The 17,314-nt window shown below is 70.5% G+C and carries 14 protein-coding genes and 3 pseudogenes; 7 read left to right on the forward strand and 10 right to left on the reverse strand.

The features are described from left to right. Window positions 1–364: 364 nt before the first annotated feature. The 6 genes and pseudogenes from VG276_05365 to VG276_05390 all read right to left on the reverse strand — a co-directional run bounded on the left by VG276_05365 (window position 365) and on the right by VG276_05390 (window position 5,916). Complete coding sequence (locus VG276_05365) at window positions 365–1,201, reverse strand: SGNH/GDSL hydrolase family protein (protein ID HEV8648834.1); 837 nt, start codon at window positions 1,199–1,201, stop codon at window positions 365–367. Window positions 1,202–1,610: 409 nt separating this feature from the next. Further along, window positions 1,611–1,760: pseudogene (locus VG276_05370) on the reverse strand (deaminase). A 47-nt stretch (window positions 1,761–1,807) separates the two neighbouring features. Next, window positions 1,808–2,056 carry a hypothetical protein gene (locus VG276_05375; GenBank protein ID HEV8648835.1) on the reverse strand — a complete coding sequence of 83 codons (249 nt, stop codon included), beginning with the start codon at window positions 2,054–2,056 and terminating at the stop codon, window positions 1,808–1,810. A 36-nt stretch (window positions 2,057–2,092) separates the two neighbouring features. After that, window positions 2,093–3,220, reverse strand: coding sequence for a hypothetical protein (locus tag VG276_05380; GenBank protein HEV8648836.1), 1,128 nt, complete (start codon window positions 3,218–3,220; stop codon window positions 2,093–2,095). A gap of 168 nt (window positions 3,221–3,388) precedes the next feature. After that, window positions 3,389–4,426 (reverse strand): hypothetical protein, encoded by a 1,038-nt coding sequence (locus tag VG276_05385; GenBank protein HEV8648837.1) that lies wholly within the window; start codon window positions 4,424–4,426, stop codon window positions 3,389–3,391. A gap of 347 nt (window positions 4,427–4,773) precedes the next feature. Continuing rightward, entirely contained in the window at window positions 4,774–5,916 is a 1,143-nt protein-coding gene (locus VG276_05390) for a glycerol dehydrogenase (protein HEV8648838.1), read from the reverse strand. A gap of 565 nt (window positions 5,917–6,481) precedes the next feature. Here VG276_05390 and VG276_05395 point away from each other — a divergent pair. From VG276_05395 to VG276_05405, 3 genes and pseudogenes are all read left to right on the forward strand, one after another. Then, complete coding sequence (locus VG276_05395; GenBank protein ID HEV8648839.1) at window positions 6,482–7,222, forward strand: hypothetical protein; 741 nt, start codon at window positions 6,482–6,484, stop codon at window positions 7,220–7,222. An 852-nt stretch (window positions 7,223–8,074) separates the two neighbouring features. Then, the gene (locus VG276_05400; protein ID HEV8648840.1) at window positions 8,075–8,650 is read left to right on the forward strand and encodes a hypothetical protein; all 576 of its coding nucleotides are present in this window, start codon (window positions 8,075–8,077) and stop codon (window positions 8,648–8,650) included. A 371-nt stretch (window positions 8,651–9,021) separates the two neighbouring features. Then, window positions 9,022–9,132, forward strand: a pseudogene (locus VG276_05405) (transcriptional regulator). 31 nt (window positions 9,133–9,163) lie between these two features. Here the strand turns inward: VG276_05405 and VG276_05410 are convergent. Further along, the gene (locus tag VG276_05410; GenBank protein HEV8648841.1) at window positions 9,164–9,712 is read right to left on the reverse strand and encodes a hypothetical protein; all 549 of its coding nucleotides are present in this window, start codon (window positions 9,710–9,712) and stop codon (window positions 9,164–9,166) included. A gap of 412 nt (window positions 9,713–10,124) precedes the next feature. Further along, window positions 10,125–11,069, reverse strand: coding sequence for an ISAs1 family transposase (locus VG276_05415; GenBank protein HEV8648842.1), 945 nt, complete (start codon window positions 11,067–11,069; stop codon window positions 10,125–10,127). Window positions 11,070–11,343: 274 nt separating this feature from the next. Here VG276_05415 and VG276_05420 point away from each other — a divergent pair, with 274 nt between their 5' ends. Continuing rightward, the gene (locus VG276_05420; GenBank protein ID HEV8648843.1) at window positions 11,344–12,519 is read left to right on the forward strand and encodes a choice-of-anchor tandem repeat NxxGxxAF-containing protein; all 1,176 of its coding nucleotides are present in this window, start codon (window positions 11,344–11,346) and stop codon (window positions 12,517–12,519) included. Between the two features lie 35 nt (window positions 12,520–12,554). Next, window positions 12,555–14,096: a PQQ-dependent sugar dehydrogenase gene (locus VG276_05425; GenBank protein ID HEV8648844.1), complete on the forward strand. Its 1,542-nt coding sequence runs from the start codon at window positions 12,555–12,557 to the stop codon at window positions 14,094–14,096. A gap of 520 nt (window positions 14,097–14,616) precedes the next feature. Here the strand turns inward: VG276_05425 and VG276_05430 are convergent. Then, window positions 14,617–14,886, reverse strand: a complete 270-nt coding sequence (locus tag VG276_05430) for an ISAs1 family transposase (protein ID HEV8648845.1) — start codon at window positions 14,884–14,886, stop codon at window positions 14,617–14,619. Window positions 14,887–14,915: 29 nt separating this feature from the next. Between VG276_05430 and VG276_05435 the strand changes: the two genes are divergently transcribed. Continuing rightward, window positions 14,916–15,089: a hypothetical protein gene (locus VG276_05435; protein ID HEV8648846.1), complete on the forward strand. Its 174-nt coding sequence runs from the start codon at window positions 14,916–14,918 to the stop codon at window positions 15,087–15,089. 123 nt (window positions 15,090–15,212) lie between these two features. On the opposite strand, the gene VG276_05440 is transcribed toward VG276_05435, so the two are convergent. Next, complete coding sequence (locus VG276_05440) at window positions 15,213–16,925, reverse strand: N,N-dimethylformamidase beta subunit family domain-containing protein (GenBank protein ID HEV8648847.1); 1,713 nt, start codon at window positions 16,923–16,925, stop codon at window positions 15,213–15,215. On the opposite strand from VG276_05440, the pseudogene VG276_05445 reads away from it, so the two are divergent. Further along, window positions 16,894–17,021, forward strand: a pseudogene (locus tag VG276_05445) (IS6 family transposase). The gene VG276_05440 and the pseudogene VG276_05445 sit on opposite strands and share 32 nt — an antisense overlap. Window positions 17,022–17,314: the final 293 nt, after the last annotated feature.

The raw sequence follows: 17,314 nt of genomic DNA on the forward strand, positions 1-17,314 counted from the left end.
GCCGCGTCGAGGGTGCCGGTGGCATGCGCCTGGCGGGCCTCCAGCAGGTAGGGCGGTCGCAGGAGGCTGCCGACGTGCTCGGCACGAGCGGTCACGACCATGGCCCAAGCTTACGCAGCGTCGACACCGCCGTCACCTGCCGACCGGGCTCGCTGCCGCTCCCGGTGGGTGTGAGATCGTACCGGGTGGCGGCCTGTCCCCCGCAACGGCTGGCCGTGGCAGTCGGGCTGGAAGTTGCTCCGCCCGACGGGTTGACGACGGCGAACTGCGCTTCGACCGTCGGCGCGTCGGCTGCTCACGCGTGGGTCGGCTCGAGTGGTGTGGCAGTGCTCCTCGCGACAGCCCCCGCAGGCCCGCGCCCGCCCTATGGCGCCTGCGCCTCAGCCAGCGCCTTCGCGAACGCCTCGGCGATGATCTGATGGCCGGAGTCGTTGGGATGCAGGCAGTCGCTCCCACCGACCAGGTCGGCCGGACCGAGCTTGCCGTAGGTCTCGGCCACCGCGACGCCGTTGGCGGCCGAGATCCTGCGGATCAGGTCGTTCAGCCGCCCGTCGAAGCCCGGACCACCCTCGAGCACGACATCGGCCAGCGGCGCCAGCGCAGCCAGGTCGCAGCTGGCCAGCGGGTTGTAGTACGTCATCGCGACGATCACGGTGCCCGGACCGGCTGCGGCCCGTAGCGCGCCCAGGATCTGGGTAAAGTTGGTCGCGAAGGTCGTCAGTCGGGCCTGGACCAACGCGAGGCACTGGGGGGTTGGGCCGGCTGTGCACGACGGCACGACACCGAACACGTCGTTGCCGCCGATGTCGATGGTGACCACCTCGACGTCGTTTCGCGGGTTCTGGTCCCCGTTCCGGGCGCGCAGCTCGGCCACCGCGGCGGGGAGCTGGCCGGCCAGCAGCGTGGTCGAGGTGGCGCCGCCCACGGCGAGGTTGCGCAGCACCAGGCTGCGGCAGCCCGGGCTGCCCAAGGGCTGGCAGGACGGCTCCTCGCGGAGCAGGTCGTACAGGCGGGGCACGTAGCCGGTCACCGCCCGGTCCGACGCCCCCACCCCGGCCGCGACCGAGTCGCCAAGGGCAAGGTAGAGGGGCCGGCCCCCCATGGGCGGCTGGCCGCCGTCGGGCTCGGCGCTGGCAGGCCCGAGGGTGAGCAGGCTCAGCAGGACCGGGATCCCCACCAGCAACAGCACGCGACGTCTCATGACTGACCTCCGCCCTCTCACCGAGAACCGCCACGGTTCGTCCGGATGTGCCCAGGTTGATGGAGCCTAGCACCCACCTGCCAGTAACCCACCTCGCCAGCGCTCCGCGAGCCGGGTCGAAAATCGCATGCGCCGGTCCGCCTGGTCGGCCACACCGGCAGGGATCATGCGGCGGCGTAGGAGGAACCTTGTAGCCGGGGGCAGATCGACGCTCGTCTGGCAGCCACCAGTCTCGCCAGCCCCTGAGGAACAGGTGGCTGTGACAGCTTGAAGTGGTCCCGGTACTCCGACCGCCTGGCCGCCTTCCTCGACCAGATCCCGCCGTCTGAACCGTTCAGCGGGACTTCACGCGGTAGGACAGGTGAGTCACACCGGTCCCCTCGATGACCCGAGGACCCTCCAGTGCGACCGACGTTCGAAAGGTCCACCTCTCAGGGACGGCGGTCGGGACCTCGACCTCACCGTTGCCGTACCAGTCGAACAGCGGTCCCACCTGGTCGGAGGGATCGGCGACGAAGCCGTCCAGCGACATCGACATCTTCGCAATCACCGTGGCCATGTGCGCCTTCCTTGAGTCGAAGTCTTTCTCGCGTCCCGTTCCTGGGTTCACCTTATGCGGCTGCCCATAGAACGGCGGGAGTGGCGGGAACTCATCGGTCGACCGGCGTCGACCTGGGGAAGTAGCCAAGCTCGACCCGTCGGTTCGACGTCGACCTGCTCGCGCAGGCGCGCGGCGAACGCCTCGACGGTGCGGGCGGCGTCATAGCGGCGGTTGAAGCGCCGGTCGACCAGGTCCTGGACCCGGCGGCGCAGCGGCGAGAAGGCGGCCGCGGCGGCCAGGGTCGCGGCGGCCACGGCCAGGCTGCCCGCTCACAAGGGCACGCCGGACGATCAGTCAGGATCGGGGTCGGCGCGCTGCCGGTGCCGGCTTGACGGCACGATTGACCTGGTCCTTGGCGTCTCCGTGCCGATCCCGCGGGTGGTGCGAACGAGCATGTCCTGCGCCCACCGCTCGCTGAACCCAGCCAGGAACGCAATGCCGCCGTAGAAGGCGAGCTGGTCGCCGGACTCGGGTTTGGCGATCGGCACCAGCGCCGCCAGGATCAGCGCGTACAGGGCCAGGGCGAGGATCGCGCCGAGGATCGGCCGGAAGAATCCTCCGAACCAGATGATCAGCCGGCTGGCGTCGGAGTCGATCGTGAGGTCGCCGCGGGTCATGCGGGCCATGACGCTTACCACCGCGCCGACCCCGCCGGCAACCAGGATGATCAGAGCGGTCCGTACGTCCACGTCCTTGACCTGCATGCGGCCGATAAGAAGCACGAGTCCGGCGACCACGAGGACCCCAAGGGGCATGCCGAGTAGGTAGCGCTTCTGGGCGGCGGCCAGGGTGGCCTGGTCGAGATACGCCTGGTTGCGGTCGAGTTCCTGCTCGGCGCATCTTAGGGCCGCCTGGATCCGGTGCTTGCGCTCCTCCGAGTCAAGGACCGGCTCGAGCGAGTCCAGCACGCCGAGCAGGTAGACGAGCAGTGAGTGCAGCGAGCGCAGCAGGATCATGCGGGCGCGGCCGTCGAGTAGCTCCTTGGCCTGCCTGACCATCGCCGCCGACCGCCAGAGCGCCTCCTCGAATTCCGGCTGCACCGCGACGACCTTCTCGGCCGGGTACGTCATGCGCAGCTCGGCCCGGTCGGTCAGGACCGCGGCGGCGTCGATCTGCTTGGTGAAAAAGTGCTCGACCAGCCTGCCGTTGGCCTGCTGGTAGAGGTCGAGCAGCAGCGGCCAGTAGTAGCTGTAGGCGGCTCGGTCGCGCGCGTCGGCTCCCGCCCGGCCGAGCCGCCGTGCCTCGATGAGCTGGTCGAGGGTGACCACCCCGCCCGCCACGGCCGCCTGCAGCTCCGGCCGCGTCTCGGACGGTGGCTGGAGCTGCCGCCGCTGCCGCCGGTGAGGCGCCATCCGCGGAAGACCCACGCGCCCACCCGCGTCCCGAAGCGCGGTGACCTGCGACTCCATCTGTGCCATGACATCCTCTTGGCCGTAAGCCCTCACATGCGAAGTAGTGTTGGCGCCCCTGCATGAAGAGGAGCCGCGAAGCGGTCGTCTGATACGGAGCAACCCTGGTTGCAGGTCAGGGTGCTCGTTCGTACATGGTCCGTGGTCACAGACGGATCGGACGGAGGGGACACTCCCTTACGGGAACCCGGGGACGTCGAGCGCCACCCGCATCAAGCTCGGCCGCCGCGGCGGGGGCTCGGGGAAGAACGGGAACGCCGCGTTGGTCACGTACAGCTTGAACCTGTCGCCTTGGTGACCGAACGCGGCGGCGGTCGGGCCATCCAGGCCATCGATGTCCGCGAGCAGGGTCTCGACCGACCCGTCGGGCGCGATCCGCAGCAGCGTGTTGAACGGGTCGGTGCCACAGTACAGGCTGCCGTGCACGTCAAACGCAAAGTCGTCGCAGAACACGCCGCTCGCGTGGACCCTGGAGGCGCCGGCGCTGCCGTCCGGTGCCATCTTGATGGCGACGATCGTGCTCTGGGACGGGTTCGAGACGTACATCTCGCCCTCGAACAGCTTCAGCCCGTTCGGCCCCGGCAACCCGACGCCTTCCACCGCGAGCTCCTCGCCGCTCGCCCAGACCGCCGCCGTCCCGCCCTCGTCGGACACCCGCCAGATCACGCCCAGCGCGGAGTCGGCGGCGTACACATAGCCGCGGTGATGCACGATCCCGTTGGGCAGCGCCTCCAGCGGGAGGGCCGCGATGCGCTCCGGCTCCCCCTCGCGCGGGAGCTTCCATGCCCCGCGGCTGTCCGGATCACACGACGCAAGGTTTGCATACAGGTTGCCATGCTCATCGAGGGTGATCCCCGTGAGCCCGGCGAAGAAGGAGCCGCAGAATGTGAGCGGCGGCGCGCCCAGGGGCAGCTCGGCAAAGGTCGACTGCGTGCCGTCAGGGGCGATCTTCCGGATCTCGCCCGTCAGCGCAAGGCTGATGTACTTGTTGTTGTGGTTGTCGATCGCGATACTCTCGGGCGTCTCCAGCGCGTCGGCGTCGAAGAGCGCGACGGTCTCGACCGGCTCCTGCGCGTCAGGGTGCGCGGAGGCGGCGGTCGTAGAAACCAATATCGCAAACCCAATGTAGGCCGCGACAAGGATGCCGGTCGTAACCTGGCTCGTCCTGTGCATGAATAGTTCCTCCTCGGCGCATCCCCTGCGCCGCTCGACCATCCTGCACTGGCATCGCTACGACAGACCAACTAACGAACTACCCAGGCGGACTAACGAACTACCCAATCGAACACCCTGTCGACCGGTCACCCTTGTGTGCTCAAGCCGCTTTCCCGGTGTGATCCCGCGCCGCCTTCCGCGGGTGAGGAGTGAAGAAGTGCCGCTGAACTTGACCACGCGGCCCCTCCGCAGGTCCGGCGGGAACATCCTGGTCAGCACCCCGATCCCGATCCGACAGCCGCTCCTGGACCGGCGGCTTGACCTGCCCGGCCCGTGGCACCCCACCTCCCCGCAATGTGGAGAATGCACCAGACCAGACAAGCAAACCTAAGTTATCGGCATTGGGGTTAGTGGGGGCTTGCCACTGCTTGCTGGCCCGACTGCTGCTGGTAGGCGCGCGTGTACGAATCGGCAGCGACCATCGCGTCGACCACCATCCCGGGCGTGACCGAGAACGGCATGTTGTGGATGGTCTCGCCCGGGGCGGTCGCGGCCTTGGCCACCGTCAGCAGCTCCTCCCTGCTTACCTCTCCCAGACCCAGGTCGGCGAGGGTGGTCGGCAGGCCGACGCTCATGCAGAACGAGACGAACTCGTTGAACTCGCGGGTGGGCCGGTCCTCGAGGGCAAACTGGGTCAGGGTGCCGAAGTTGACCTTCTCCCCATGCATGAAATGGTGTGTTTGGGGGAGCGCGGTCAGGCCGTTGTGGATCGCGTGCGCGGCCGCCAGCCCGCCGCTCTCGAAGCCGAGCCCGGAGAGCAGCGTGTTGGCCTCCACGACCTTCTCGAGGGCTGGCGTGACGACGTGCTGCTGCGCAGCCTGCCGGGCCGAGAAGCCGTAGTCGATCAGGGTGTCCCAGCACAGCTTGGCCAGGGCCAGCCCGGCCATGGTCGGCAGCCCGCCCGCCATTGTCGACTGGCGCGCCTCGGCGGTCGCGCGGGCCTCGATCCAGGTCGCCAGCGCGTCGCCCATCCCCGAGACCAGAAACCGGAAGGGCGCGTTGGCCGCGACCTCTGTGTCGACCAGCACGAGGTCGGGGTTGTGGGGGAAGAACACGTACTCCTCGAACACGCCGTCGTCGGTGTAGACGACCGACAGGGCGCTGGTGGGCGCGTCGGTCGAGGCCACCGTGGGCACCGTGGCCCAAGCGACGCCGGCCTGATGGCCGACCGCCTTTGCGGTGTCGAGCGTCGTGCCGCCGCCGACGCCCACCACCACGTCGGCGCCGGCCGCCCGGGCCACCTCGGTGATGCGGTCGATCTCCCGGTGGGAGCACACCCCCCCGAAGACCTCCCGCTTGAAGTCCACGCCCGCCTCCTGGAACGACGACGAGAGCGTGTCACCGGCCAGCTTCCACACGTTCTCGTCGGCGATCAGCAGTGGCTGCCGGCCGATCTCGGCCACGTGCTTGCCGATGGAGGCGAGCACGCCACGGCCTTGGATGTAGCGGCGCGGTGCGATGAGCGACTGGACCGTACCCGCTTCTGCCATAGTCCTTCTCCCATCTCCCATCTCCCATGTCCTCCAGTGCGAGGGTAACTCCTGGAACCGCGACCCACCAGCGGAGGCTGCGCCTGCCCGGCCTTACGGGGGCCGCGAGCCCTACTCACGGGACAGCTTCCCCGCCCGCATCCATCGCTTCGCGTCGTCCTCAGCAGCGACCCTCACCGCACCGCCGGCGGCGGTCTCGGGATCGAGCGGCTTCGGAGAGGGTGGCTCCTCGGGCGGTGGCGGGGTGGCTCCTCGGGCGGCGGCGGCGGCTCCTCGGGCGGCGGCGGTGGTGGTGGCGGCGGCTCCTGGTGAGTCCCCGGTGGCTTCTGGTGGGGGCGCGACCATCCCGGTCGCCGTCCACAACGTCTCGGTCGTGCGTGTCACCGAGAACGAGCGGCCGGCCTTCGCCGCACGAGCGGCGCAATCCCCTTGGCGGTGGCCCACGTACTACCTCCAAAGGGGCCTCCTCGGGTCCCCGGCCCAAGGCCTCCTCGGGTCCCCGGCCCAAGAACGCATGCTTCAAGGGAGACCAACTCCTCGTCCCTTCACAGGGAGGTGGTCGCAGATGGACCGCAGCATCAGCTCGCAACGCGTCCGCGCGTTCGCTCTCGCCGCCATGGTCGCTCTTCTCCTGGCCGGCGGCACCCTGCCAGCCAAGGCCGGCCCCCCGGTGCCGACACGCCTGAACGTAGAGCTCGGATCGGCCGCAGGGCTCGCTCCTGACGGGCAGTCGGTCGGTATCAGCCTGCTCGCCAGGTGCCCGGAGCGGTGGACCGTGCTGCAAGCGCTCGTCACCGTGTCGCAGCCGCAGGCGTCGGGACAAGCGTCGTTCCCCCTGACCTGCACCGGGCTGTTCCAGGCATTCACCGTCACCATGCACTCCTCCGATGCCCCGTTCCAGCTCGGGCAGGCGCAGGCCACCGCGTCCGTGCGCATCCAGCGTGGGCGGACCGAGCAGGCCCAGGACTCGCAGCTCGTCCGGGTCGAGCCGACCGTCTTGGTCGACCTCGCGGACACTGCGCTGCTCGAGGGCGGAGGCGAAGCGGTGCTGCTCGACGTCACGGCCGCGTGCCCCGTGGGCGCGACCGGGCAGCAGTCGTACGTGAACGTCTCGCAGGGACAGGCATCGGGCAACGGCATCTACGTGCCGACCTGCGATGGCCAGCGCCACACCTTCACTGTCAGGGTTCAGACGTCCCAGGCGCTGTTCCAACCCGGGAGCGCCCAGAGCCTCACCTTCGCGTTCGTTGCAGCGGGAGGCAATTCCTTCTCCGGCATCGACGAGCAGCAGATCCAGATCTCATGACCTGCGCGGGTCCTTCCCCGCCGTCGTCGCGGTCACCTCCGCACCGGATCGATCACTCGAACCCGCGCAGGGCGACGAACTTCCCGTCGACATGGCCAAGTCGGCCAGGGACGCGGTCCGCGCGACCCTCGCGGCGTCTTTGAGCGGACCTGCCCCGCCAATCTCGCGGGCAGCCGGCGATCCCGGCTCCGGCAGGTAGGAGCCGCTGGTAGGACTCCGCGCACTTGGCGAAGCCCAGCAGCGTTGTGCGCAACACCACCAGCCGCCGCAGGGCCGCTTCCCGCTCCACTCGACCCTCCCTCCTGCCACCTACGACGCCATCGAGCCGCCGACCAGCGCCCGGGACGTCGGTGCGCGGCCCGCACGGCTGGCCATCGGACCGGCGGCAGACAGCCGGACATGGACGGCCAGCAGCAGGCACCGGACACCTGTCCGAGTGGACACCGCACCCCTGTCCGAGTGGACACCGCGGCGCAGTGCGGACACCTAGTCGGACGGTGCGGCGCGCTGCTGCGAAGCCTGGCGGACAGCGGACAGCGTGGCCGGCTGGTGGCGGTCCGCGCAGGGGAGCGCACCATCGGCACAGGCCCGCGTCGGTACCAGGCTTCTGCACTATGCCGACCGACAAGGGGAGCATCCGGAGCACGTGCTGGACGAAAAGAGCCGCGAGTTCACAACCCCCGAGTGGACGTGCTCGCGTGGGCCGGCGGCCTGCCGGGGTCGCTGGCCCAGGAACGGTTCGGAGGCTCACGGCCTACCAATCCAGCCCCGGGAGGTTTCCGGGCGCCGCTTGTGTTTGCGTCGACGGGTCTACACTTTCTCCCAGCCATTCTTTCCGGAAGGAGCCCTCCAATGGCGGTAAAGCTGGTTCACGTGTCGGATCTTTCCGGCCGCATGGGCGAAGCCGAGGAGTTCGGTCAGCTCATCGTGCGCCAACATCCTGCCTTCGCCGAAGGGCCGATCAGGCTGGAACTCCTCCCAGACGAGCTCGGTGAACTGCCCGAGAGCACACAATACGTGCAAGTGGAGTACATCCCACCGGGCGAGCGGTCGGGACAACACCTCACCCTGACCCTCGAGCAGTTCAACACGCTGGCGCCGAGCCAGGACATGCAGGCGATCTTGCTGCGGGCCATCGCCGAAGCCCACCAGGCCCGCGCGACGCAAGCGCCGGCACCCAGACGCCGGGGGCGTCCACGCAGGGCCGAGGCGGCCGGCGCGGACGGCCAGCCGCAGAAGGTCAACTACGCCACGCTCGAGCACGCTGGTGAGCCCCACCGGGGGCGCATCACCGCGGCAGAGAAGGAGCTGGTGCGCGACAACCTGAGCGCGATCAACCAGCGCCTGCGGGAGCGGGGCAAGCGGGAGATCGACCCGAGCGACCCAGAGATGCAAGAGCGGTACGGACTCAGTCCATCGGTCGCCTGACGCGCGGTTGCAGCTACCGCAGAGGCCGCGTGGCGCAGAGACGATTATGCAGTCGTCTTTTCTCGTCCGTGCGTCTTGCGGCCTCTCTGTGTTTGACAGCCAACTGTGGACCAATCGCGTACAGTGAGCTGGGTCGGTTGGAATTGGTTCCAAATCCAGGCCGCCATCTCGGTAGGCGACCGCTGGGATGCGGCGGAGTGGCGCCAGGAATCCGGTAGGTCCGCGCAGCGGCCAGCCGCGGAGCCATCGGCGCTGCTCAGCCGGCGAAGTGGGGGAGGCAGGGCCTCGGCAAAGTGCGGGCTTGTCTAGTTGGTGATGGTCGGGTGAGTGGGCCGGGTAGATGTGGAGCAGGCACGGCTCCCCGCGATCATGGCGTCAGCATGCGCACCGCGCGGCGGCGCATTTCCGCGCTGCTCACCCGGCTGGACGCGTCGAGCCGGTTCCAGGCCGGTGCCGAGGCCGCCCGGCGCGGGCTGGTGTGAGCGGTCCGGACCCCGCGGGCGGGTGCCAGTCCTACGCGCGGACGTGCAGCGAGTCGATGACGACCTGGCAGCCGGCCCGGACGAGGTCGGGCTCGGCCTGCTCCCAACAGCCCACCCTGACGTCGTCGTTGTTGGGTAGCACGCCCAGCACCTGGGTGCTGGGCGGCTGCGCGACCGGCGAGGTGACCGCGTCCATGTGTATCTGCACGAACCGCACGCCGTCGACGGTGAAGTACCTGGCGCGGCCTCCCGCGCTGAACGCGGGATCGAGGAGCAGCCGCGAGATGTCACCTTCCGGGGCGTGCGGGTCCGGCGTCGCGACAATCACCGTGACGGCGTCGCCGAGATCGCCCGCGGCTCCGCCCGGCGGGCGGAAGGACACGCAACCGCTGCTGCAGCTGGGGCAGGCCTCGCGCCGCCACCCCTTGGGCGCCCGGAACGTGACCTGCCCGTCTCGAAGGGAGACGGTGTTCCCGGGGCGGACGTGCGCCGGGGCCTGCGCGCGCCACAGGTAGACCGCCGCCCCGCCGGCGACCACGACCGTCGCCACGCCCGCGACCACCCACCGTCGAAGATGCATGGCGCAGTCAACCACCCCGGGATAGCAGTGTGGTCACGCCGGTGCGGCTTCCCCCACAACGCCGTCAGCAGGTGCTGGCCGGCCAGGGCCTCGGCAAAAAGTGCTGGCGTGTCGGGTTTCAGGGGCTTGTGATGCCCAGCAGGGGCAGGAGTCGGGTGGCGTCGCGGGCGTTGCGGCGCAGCGCGGCGGCGAGGTTGCGGTCGCCGTGGGCGCGCAGGATGCCGCTGGCTGGGGTTGCGCAGGCTGGCCATGGCCCGTGGGGTGGCGCCGGTGCGGATCTGGGAGGCGTCCTCGGCGAAGGTGGTGTCGCGGAGGTGGTGCAGCGCCTCGATGCCCCAATGCCCGCGGATCCAGTCGGCCAGGCGGGCGGGGCTGGCCTGGGCGGCGGTGCGGCTGGTGACCGCGTACACGGTCACGGTGCGCCAGCGCCGACCGGCAAGCGGCCGGACCCGGCGGGTGCTGCGGATCGCCTGGGTGGCGTGGGGGAGTCGAGGCCGGCAGCTGGGACGGTGGTGACCTGGAGCCGGCGGGTCTCGACGCGGCCGTGGCCGCGGTCGCGGGTGTGGTCGGCGACGGGGATCTCGCGCCATGGCAGGCGTCGCAGCTGCTGGTGCAGGGTGGGCTGGTTGGCCTTCACGATCAGGACGTAGGCTGCCTCCTTTTCGGTGACCAGCCAGTCGGCGTGCTCGCGTTGGGTGTGGAGCGCGTCGGCGGTGACCACGGTGTCGGTAAGGTCCAGACGGTCCAGCAGCGGCCGGAACCGGGCGATCTCGTTGGTGGTGGGGTCGACATCGGTCTGCCCCAGGATCGCGCGGGTGGTGTGGTCCATGACCGCCAGCAGGTGCACCTGCCCGTGGCCGTGGTGGCCGCTGCCGCGCAGGGTCTTGCCGTCGATGGCGACCGCCCGGCGCGGCGAGCGGGCCGGCGGTGGCGGGTTCGCCGGTCGGGGTGGCGGCCGGGCAGCCAGCCAGGCACCGATGGCACGGTCCAGCGCGTCGGCGTCGATGCGGGCCAGCACGCGGCGCACGGTGGCCTCGCCGGGTGGCCGCCAGGCGCCGGTCAGGGGGTCGCGGCGCACCCCGAGCGCCGCCAACACCTGGCAGGGCGCGTCGCTGGCCCACTCACCGATCGCGGCCAGGGAGCTGGCGCCGGCCACCACCGCGGCCACGGCCACGGCCAGCACCGCGCCCAGCGTGTGCCGTCGGCCGCGCCGGTGCCGAAGGTCGGGGATCTGGACCAGGTAGTCGAGCAGGTCACGGTACTGCTCGGGTGCCAGCGCGGCAGGCGCGTCCCGCCGGTGGGCAGCGGCAGGAATGGGGGATGATGAAAAGGCAGGCACGGCGGTCCGGAGGGTCATGGGCTTCGACAACCCACAGGATCGCCGGGAGCCGTGCCTGTTCTACATCCAGCCCGACCCACTCACCCGACCGTCACCAGCCAGACAAGCCCGCACTATGCCGAGGCCCTGGGGGTCGACCGGCAGCGTGCCCGGCGATCGGGTGAATCCGCAGCGGCGCCGGATCCGTACTACAAGCGTCGAAGGCTCACGGCCGGCGGTGCCTCCGCCAACGCTGCCAACCTGCCTGCCGGGGGAGGCGGTCCGTGGGTGAGCTCAGACGGGAGGAGGTCGCATGACCCGTGGCGTCCGTAGAACGTTCGTTCCGTTGGTGGCGCTGGCGTTGGTGCTGGGGTCGGCCGCGACAGCTCACGCGGCGGCGTACACCTTCACCAAAGTAGCGGACAGCGTCCGGGACAATTTCAATCCGAATAGCTTTGCGTGTTCTTCGCTCAACAACCGAGGAGACGTCGCGTTCAGAGCGGGGCGTACGTCACCCGACGGGCTCAATTCGTTCGACGGCATCTACCGGGCGAACGCAAACGGAACGCTGACGACCATCGCCGAAGACCCGGACCGGGCCAAGTTCGGCTTCCTGGGCAACAATCCATCGATGAACGACCTTGGTGACGTCTCGTTCGCGGCGAACCTGGCGCCGGGCCTCGAGGAAGCCATCTTGCGGGGGGACGGCAAGAAACTGACCACCATCGCCACGACGACGAAGGGGTTCAATTTCTTCGGCTTCGATACCTCCGTCAACAACAGCGGCGAGGTTGTGTTCAAGGGAGAGCTCGACAACTTCGCCGAAGGGCTCTTCTCGGGCTCCGGAGGCAAGGTCATCACGCACTACCTCAATTCGGCCGACGCCTCCCTCGACGGACGGCCAGTGCGGTTTGGCGGCAATGACTCCCGCCCGTCCCTCAACAACCTCGGCGACATCGCCTTCGACGAGACGATCCAGCCAAACTTCGACTCAGGGATCTTCGCGGGAAGGGCGGGCACGTTCAGGACGATCGCGGCACCTGACCCCAACGCCTTCGTCGAGAAGCCGATGTTCAACGACGGGGGAACCGCAGCCTTCTACCGGTCATTCACCGACGCGACCGGGCAGTTCGTCACCGCGATCGTGACCGGCAGCGGGGGCCCGCTGACGACCGTTGCCGACAGCGCGGGGCCGTTCGGCTCCTTCGGCTTCAGGCCTGCGTCGATCAACGACAACGGCGACGTCGCCTTCCTCGCCAACCTCGATGATTTCCCCCCGACTACCGGCATCTTCGTGGGTCCCCGCGTCGTCCAGGACCGCGTGATCGAAACCGGCGACAAGCTGGACGGTGCGACAGTTACAGGTCTGCGCTTCTGTGAGGAAGGCCTCAACGACGCCCGGGAGCTGGCGTTCATCGCCGACTTGGCAGATCCCAGTGCCCCGAACGGTCTCCGCACGGCAGTCTTTCGCGCCACCCCGCGGCGCTAGCACGAACCGCCGCAGGACACAGCAGGAGGGAAGCGATGAAGCTCAGGGCTTCGCTGGCCGTTGCCGCCGTGGTCCTCATGGGCGCGGTGCTGGTAGGCACGCCCGTCCAGGCGGGCGCCCAAGCGGCGCCGGCCGGCCCGACCATGCTCGATCCGAGCCTCACGGTCAGGACGGTCGTCTCGGGCCTCACGACGCCGACCAGCATCGCCTTTCTCGGGCCCAGCGACCTGCTGGTGCTCGAGAAGAACACCGGGAAGGTGCTCCGCGTGACAGGCGGCGTCGTCCAGGGCGTCGTGCTCGACCTGTCGGTCAACTTCGCCTCCGAGCGCGGCCTGCTGGGGATCGCGCTGCACCCCGACTTCCCTGCCAACCCTGGCGTCTACCTGTACTGGAGCTGCCGCAGCACGGCGCTGCCGGCCGATTCGTTCTTCCCGGACGAGCAGCGGTGCCTGGACGCCAACATGTCCGGACCGGACACCAGCGACATCCTGCAGGTGCCACTGCTCGGCAACCGGGTCGACCGGTTCGTCTGGAACAACTCCACCCTGACGTTCGACCGCAACCTGCTCATGCTGCGCTCGTTCCAGAACGACGGGGCGCCCCAGCCGCCCAACCAGGGGGACCAGGCCCAGCCCCCGCGCGGCAACCACGACGGCGGCGTGCTCGCCTTCGGGCCCGACCGCAAGCTCTACGTGATCTTCGGGGACAACGGCCGCCGCGGCCAGCTGCAGAACCTCGCCGCAGGACCGACGCCCCCGACCGCCGACGACCAGTTCGGCGGGCCCGAGCCGGACGACGCGCACCTGACCGGGGTGGTGCTGCGCCTGAACGACGACGGCTCGGCGCCGTCCGACAACCCCTTCTTCGCCGCGGGCGCCTCCCGCGGCGGCGAGGTCGGCGCCAACATCCAGAAGATCTTCGCCTACGGCGTGCGCAACAGCTTCGGGATGGCCTTCGACCCCATCTCCGGGAAGCTGTGGGACCAGCAGAACGGCGACGACTCCTTCGACGAGCTCAACCTCGTCGAGCCCGGCACGAACGGGGGTTGGGTGCAGGTGATGGGGCCGGTCTCGCGGCTGTCCCAGTACAAGCAGATCGAGACGACCTTCGGCGCGCAGAACCTCCAGCAGCTGCGCTGGCCGCCGACCAACATCGCCGACACGCCCGCGCAGGCCCTGTCGCGCCTGTTCGTGCTCCCGGGCTCCCACTACAGCGACCCGGAGTTCGCCTGGAAGTGGGCGGTGCCAGCCGCCGCGGTCGGCTTCGTCAAGGGGCGCGGCCTGGGCGCGCAGTTCGAGGGCGACCTGTTCGTCGGGGCGGCGACGCCGCTCACCGTCGGCGGGTACCTGTTCCACTTCAACCTGACCGGCAACCGGAGGCAGATCGCCGTCGACGACCCCCGCCTGGAGGACCGGGTCGCTGACAACAACGCCAAGAACGACCTGACCGAGAGCGAGAGCCTGCTCATCGGACGGGATTTCGGCGTCACGACCGACATCCAGACGGGACCGAACGGCAACCTGTTCGTCGTCTCGGTCTCCAACGGCGCGATCTACGAGATCCTGCGCGCGCGCTAGCCTTCAGCTTGGCGCGTGGGCCTGGTCTGGCGTCGCCCGGGTACGCCGGTGCCCTCCGGCGCTGGGGGATACGGCTTGCCACCGCCCGTATCCCCCTCGTCAGGGTCTCGGCAACGTGCGGGCATGTCTGGTTGATGGGCTGGTGATGCCGAGCAGCGGAGGCTGACCATGGTCCGCGGGGCGTGGCCGGTGCGGACCCGGCAGGCGTCCTCGGCGAAGGTGTATTGCGGAGGTGGTGCAGCGCCTCGATGCCCTGTGCCCCCGGATCCAGTCGGCCAGGCGGGCGGGGCGGCCTTCCGCGGCGGTCAGGCTGGTGACCGCACACCGTCACGGTGCGCCAGCGCCGGCTCCGTAGGGACCGGACCCGGCGGGTGAGGCGCAGCGCCTGGGTGGCGTGGGGGAAGTCCAGGCCCGCGACGGTGGCCACCTGCAGGCAGCGGAGCTCCACGCGGCCGTGGCCGCGGTCGCGGGTGCGGTACTGGGCGGGGATGTCTGGCCAGGGCAGGCGTCGTAGCTGCTGCTAGAGGCTGGGCTGGTTGCGCTTCACGACCAGCAGGTAGGCGGCGTGCTTGGCGATGATCAGCCAGTCGGCGTGCTCGCGTTGGGTGTGGAGTGCGTCGGCGGTGATCACGGTGCCGGTGAGGTCCAGGCGGTCCAGCAGCGGCCGGAACCGGGTGATCTCGTTGGTCGTGCCGTCGACGTCGGTCTGGGCCAGCACGGCACGGGTGGTGTGGTCCATCGCGGCGAGCAGGTGGACCTGCGGGATGGGGTGGTGGCCGCTGCCGCGCAGGGTCTTGCCGTCGACCGCGACCGCCCGCCGTGGCGAGTGGGCCGGCGGTCCAGGGCCTGCCGGTGGGGGCCGGCCTGGCGGCCGCTGCGGTCGCGCCGCCGACCGGCAGCCCGGTGAGCGGGAAGACCGCCGGCCTGGGCGGGATGGTGCTGGTCGCCCTGGTCGAGCTCGGCGCGGCCGTTGCCGGCGCCCTGCCGCCGTGACTGCAGCCGGCCAGCAGGGCGAGCGCGGCCAGTCCCGCGGCCAGTCGTTGGCCGTGACGGCGGGCTGGGATCGGCGGCATGGCCGAATATCCTTCCCTCCCGCCGGTGAGAGCAGCGTGAGACCTAGAGACCGCTCGGGTGGATGCGGAAGCGGGCCAGGTTGGACCGGGACGGGTGCAGCCGGCCCGCTGGCCCGGCCGTGATCGCCCGCAGCACGTTGACGGTGACGGCGCGAACCACCAGCGCCGTGGTCGGCGAGCGGCGGCCGCCAGCGCAGGCCCGGTCGAGCTGGCAGACCCAGGAGCTGGTGCCGGCGTCGAACACGCCGGCACCGCTCGGCGCCGTGTACCAGGTCACGTCGGCGAAGCTGGGCCGCCCGCGGCAGCGGACCGGAGAGTGCAGCAGCAACACGACCCCTGGCGGGCGCGGCGCCAGGGCCTGGACCCGGTCGTACTCGGGCCCGACGAGGCCGGGCAGGACCGTGCCGGCCCGCACCCTGGCCCCGGCGAGCAGCCAGGCCGAGGGCTCGACGACCACGCCGGCCGCGTCGACCGGGTTGCACTCGTAGAGGTCGCCAAGCAGGCGGCTCTCGGGGTCGTTCAGCGGCGGCTCGCGCCAGTCGGTGGTGACTTCGGCCGGGTCGTTCCGCCAGGCCGGGTCGTCCCTCGCCGACCAGGGCTTGTAGTTGACCTCCTCCCGGTCCGCGCCGGTCCGGGAGGCCTGCAGGCGGATGTGGCGGAAGACAGCGTTGGCGCCGAAGAAGGCGAGGTTGACGCCGAGGTCGCGGGCCGCCTCGGCGCCACGCCGCATCCTGGTCGACCAGTACTCGTCATGGCCGAGGGACACCAGGGCGCGGTGGGCGAGCAACCGCTCGGGGTGCTCGTGGAGGTCGACGTCGGTCCAGTAGGTGACGTCCAGGCCGAGCGACTCGACCAGCCGGACCAGGGGGTACTCGTCGCCGAGGAAGTCGCCGGCGCCCTCGCCGGCCTCGTCGTAGGGCCGGTCGAAGGAGACGACCCTCGAGCGGGTCGCGACCGATCCGCCGGGGCCGCGGTAGAGGTTGTAGCCGCCCCACAGGTTGTACGCCTGCCAGGTGGTGACGTCGTTCTGCACCACGAGGGCCGCATGGCTGGCGTCGTCGCGCACGGTCAGCGGCACGAAGCGCTGCCCGCTCGCCGCGACCAGCTTCAGCAGGTAGTCGCCGGGCGGCCATCCCGCGCCGACGGTGAACGAGAGCGACGACGGCCACACGGTGGCGACCAGATTCGTCCCCGGCGTCCGGACCGGTGGTGGCTGGCGGCGACCGGGCAGGCGGGGGGACCGCCAGACCAGCCGGGCGCCCAGCCCGCCGTACCAGCCCATCCGGTAGGCCTCGACCCGGAACCGAGCGGCGGTGGTCGAGACGTAGAGCCGCACCCGCTCGCCCTGGGCCGCGCTCACGTGGTCGGCCCACCCCTCGATCGCGTCGCGGGCCCCCAAATGGCCGATCCGCCAACCGCCCGTGCCGCGGCGCCGGTTCTCGACGGTCACCCAGCCGGCGCCCGGGCCGGGACGGGAGGCCGCTGCCGTCCCGCCGCCCGGGCCCGTGGCGGCATGCGCCGGGGCCGCCCTCGGCCCCGCCGGCCTGGTGGCCAGGACGGCCCCGGCGGCCAGCAGCGCCGCCACGGTGACGGCGGCCGCGCTGTTGCAGCTGCTGTGATCGGGCTCGAGCAGGCAGACTACCGCGATGCGACCTCGACGCCTTCGCCCCTCGCCTCTCACCCGCTCCGCCTTCGCCGGCTTCTGCTTCCCGCCGGAGGTCATTGTGCTGGCGGTCCGCTGGTATCTGCGCTTCACGATCTCCTACCGCGACATCGAAGAACTGCTCGCCGAACGCGGGGTCGTCGAAGTCGACCACACCACTCTCTACCGCTGGTCCAGCGCTTCACGCCGCTGCTGGCTGAGGCCGCTCGGCCCTGCCGGCACGCCGTCGGGAACCGCTGGCGCGTGGACGAGACGGCGGTCAGCGAACTCGCCTTGGCGATCTGATCCCGGACCGCCGCCGCGACTTCAGCACGCCGCAGACTGACCAGATGCAACGACGCCTCCCAGGCCAAGGACACGCGACCGGACCAGGCCGAACGGCTCGCGGCCCACGACCGCTCCACGCATTGAGTGTCCACCGGCAGACAGCGAGGGTGAGGGTGAGCAGCTGCTCGACGTGGACGAAGCACCTGTCTTGGTTG

The organism is Actinomycetes bacterium (genome assembly GCA_036000965.1).
Taxonomy (GTDB): Bacteria; Actinomycetota; CALGFH01; order CALGFH01; family CALGFH01; genus DASYUT01.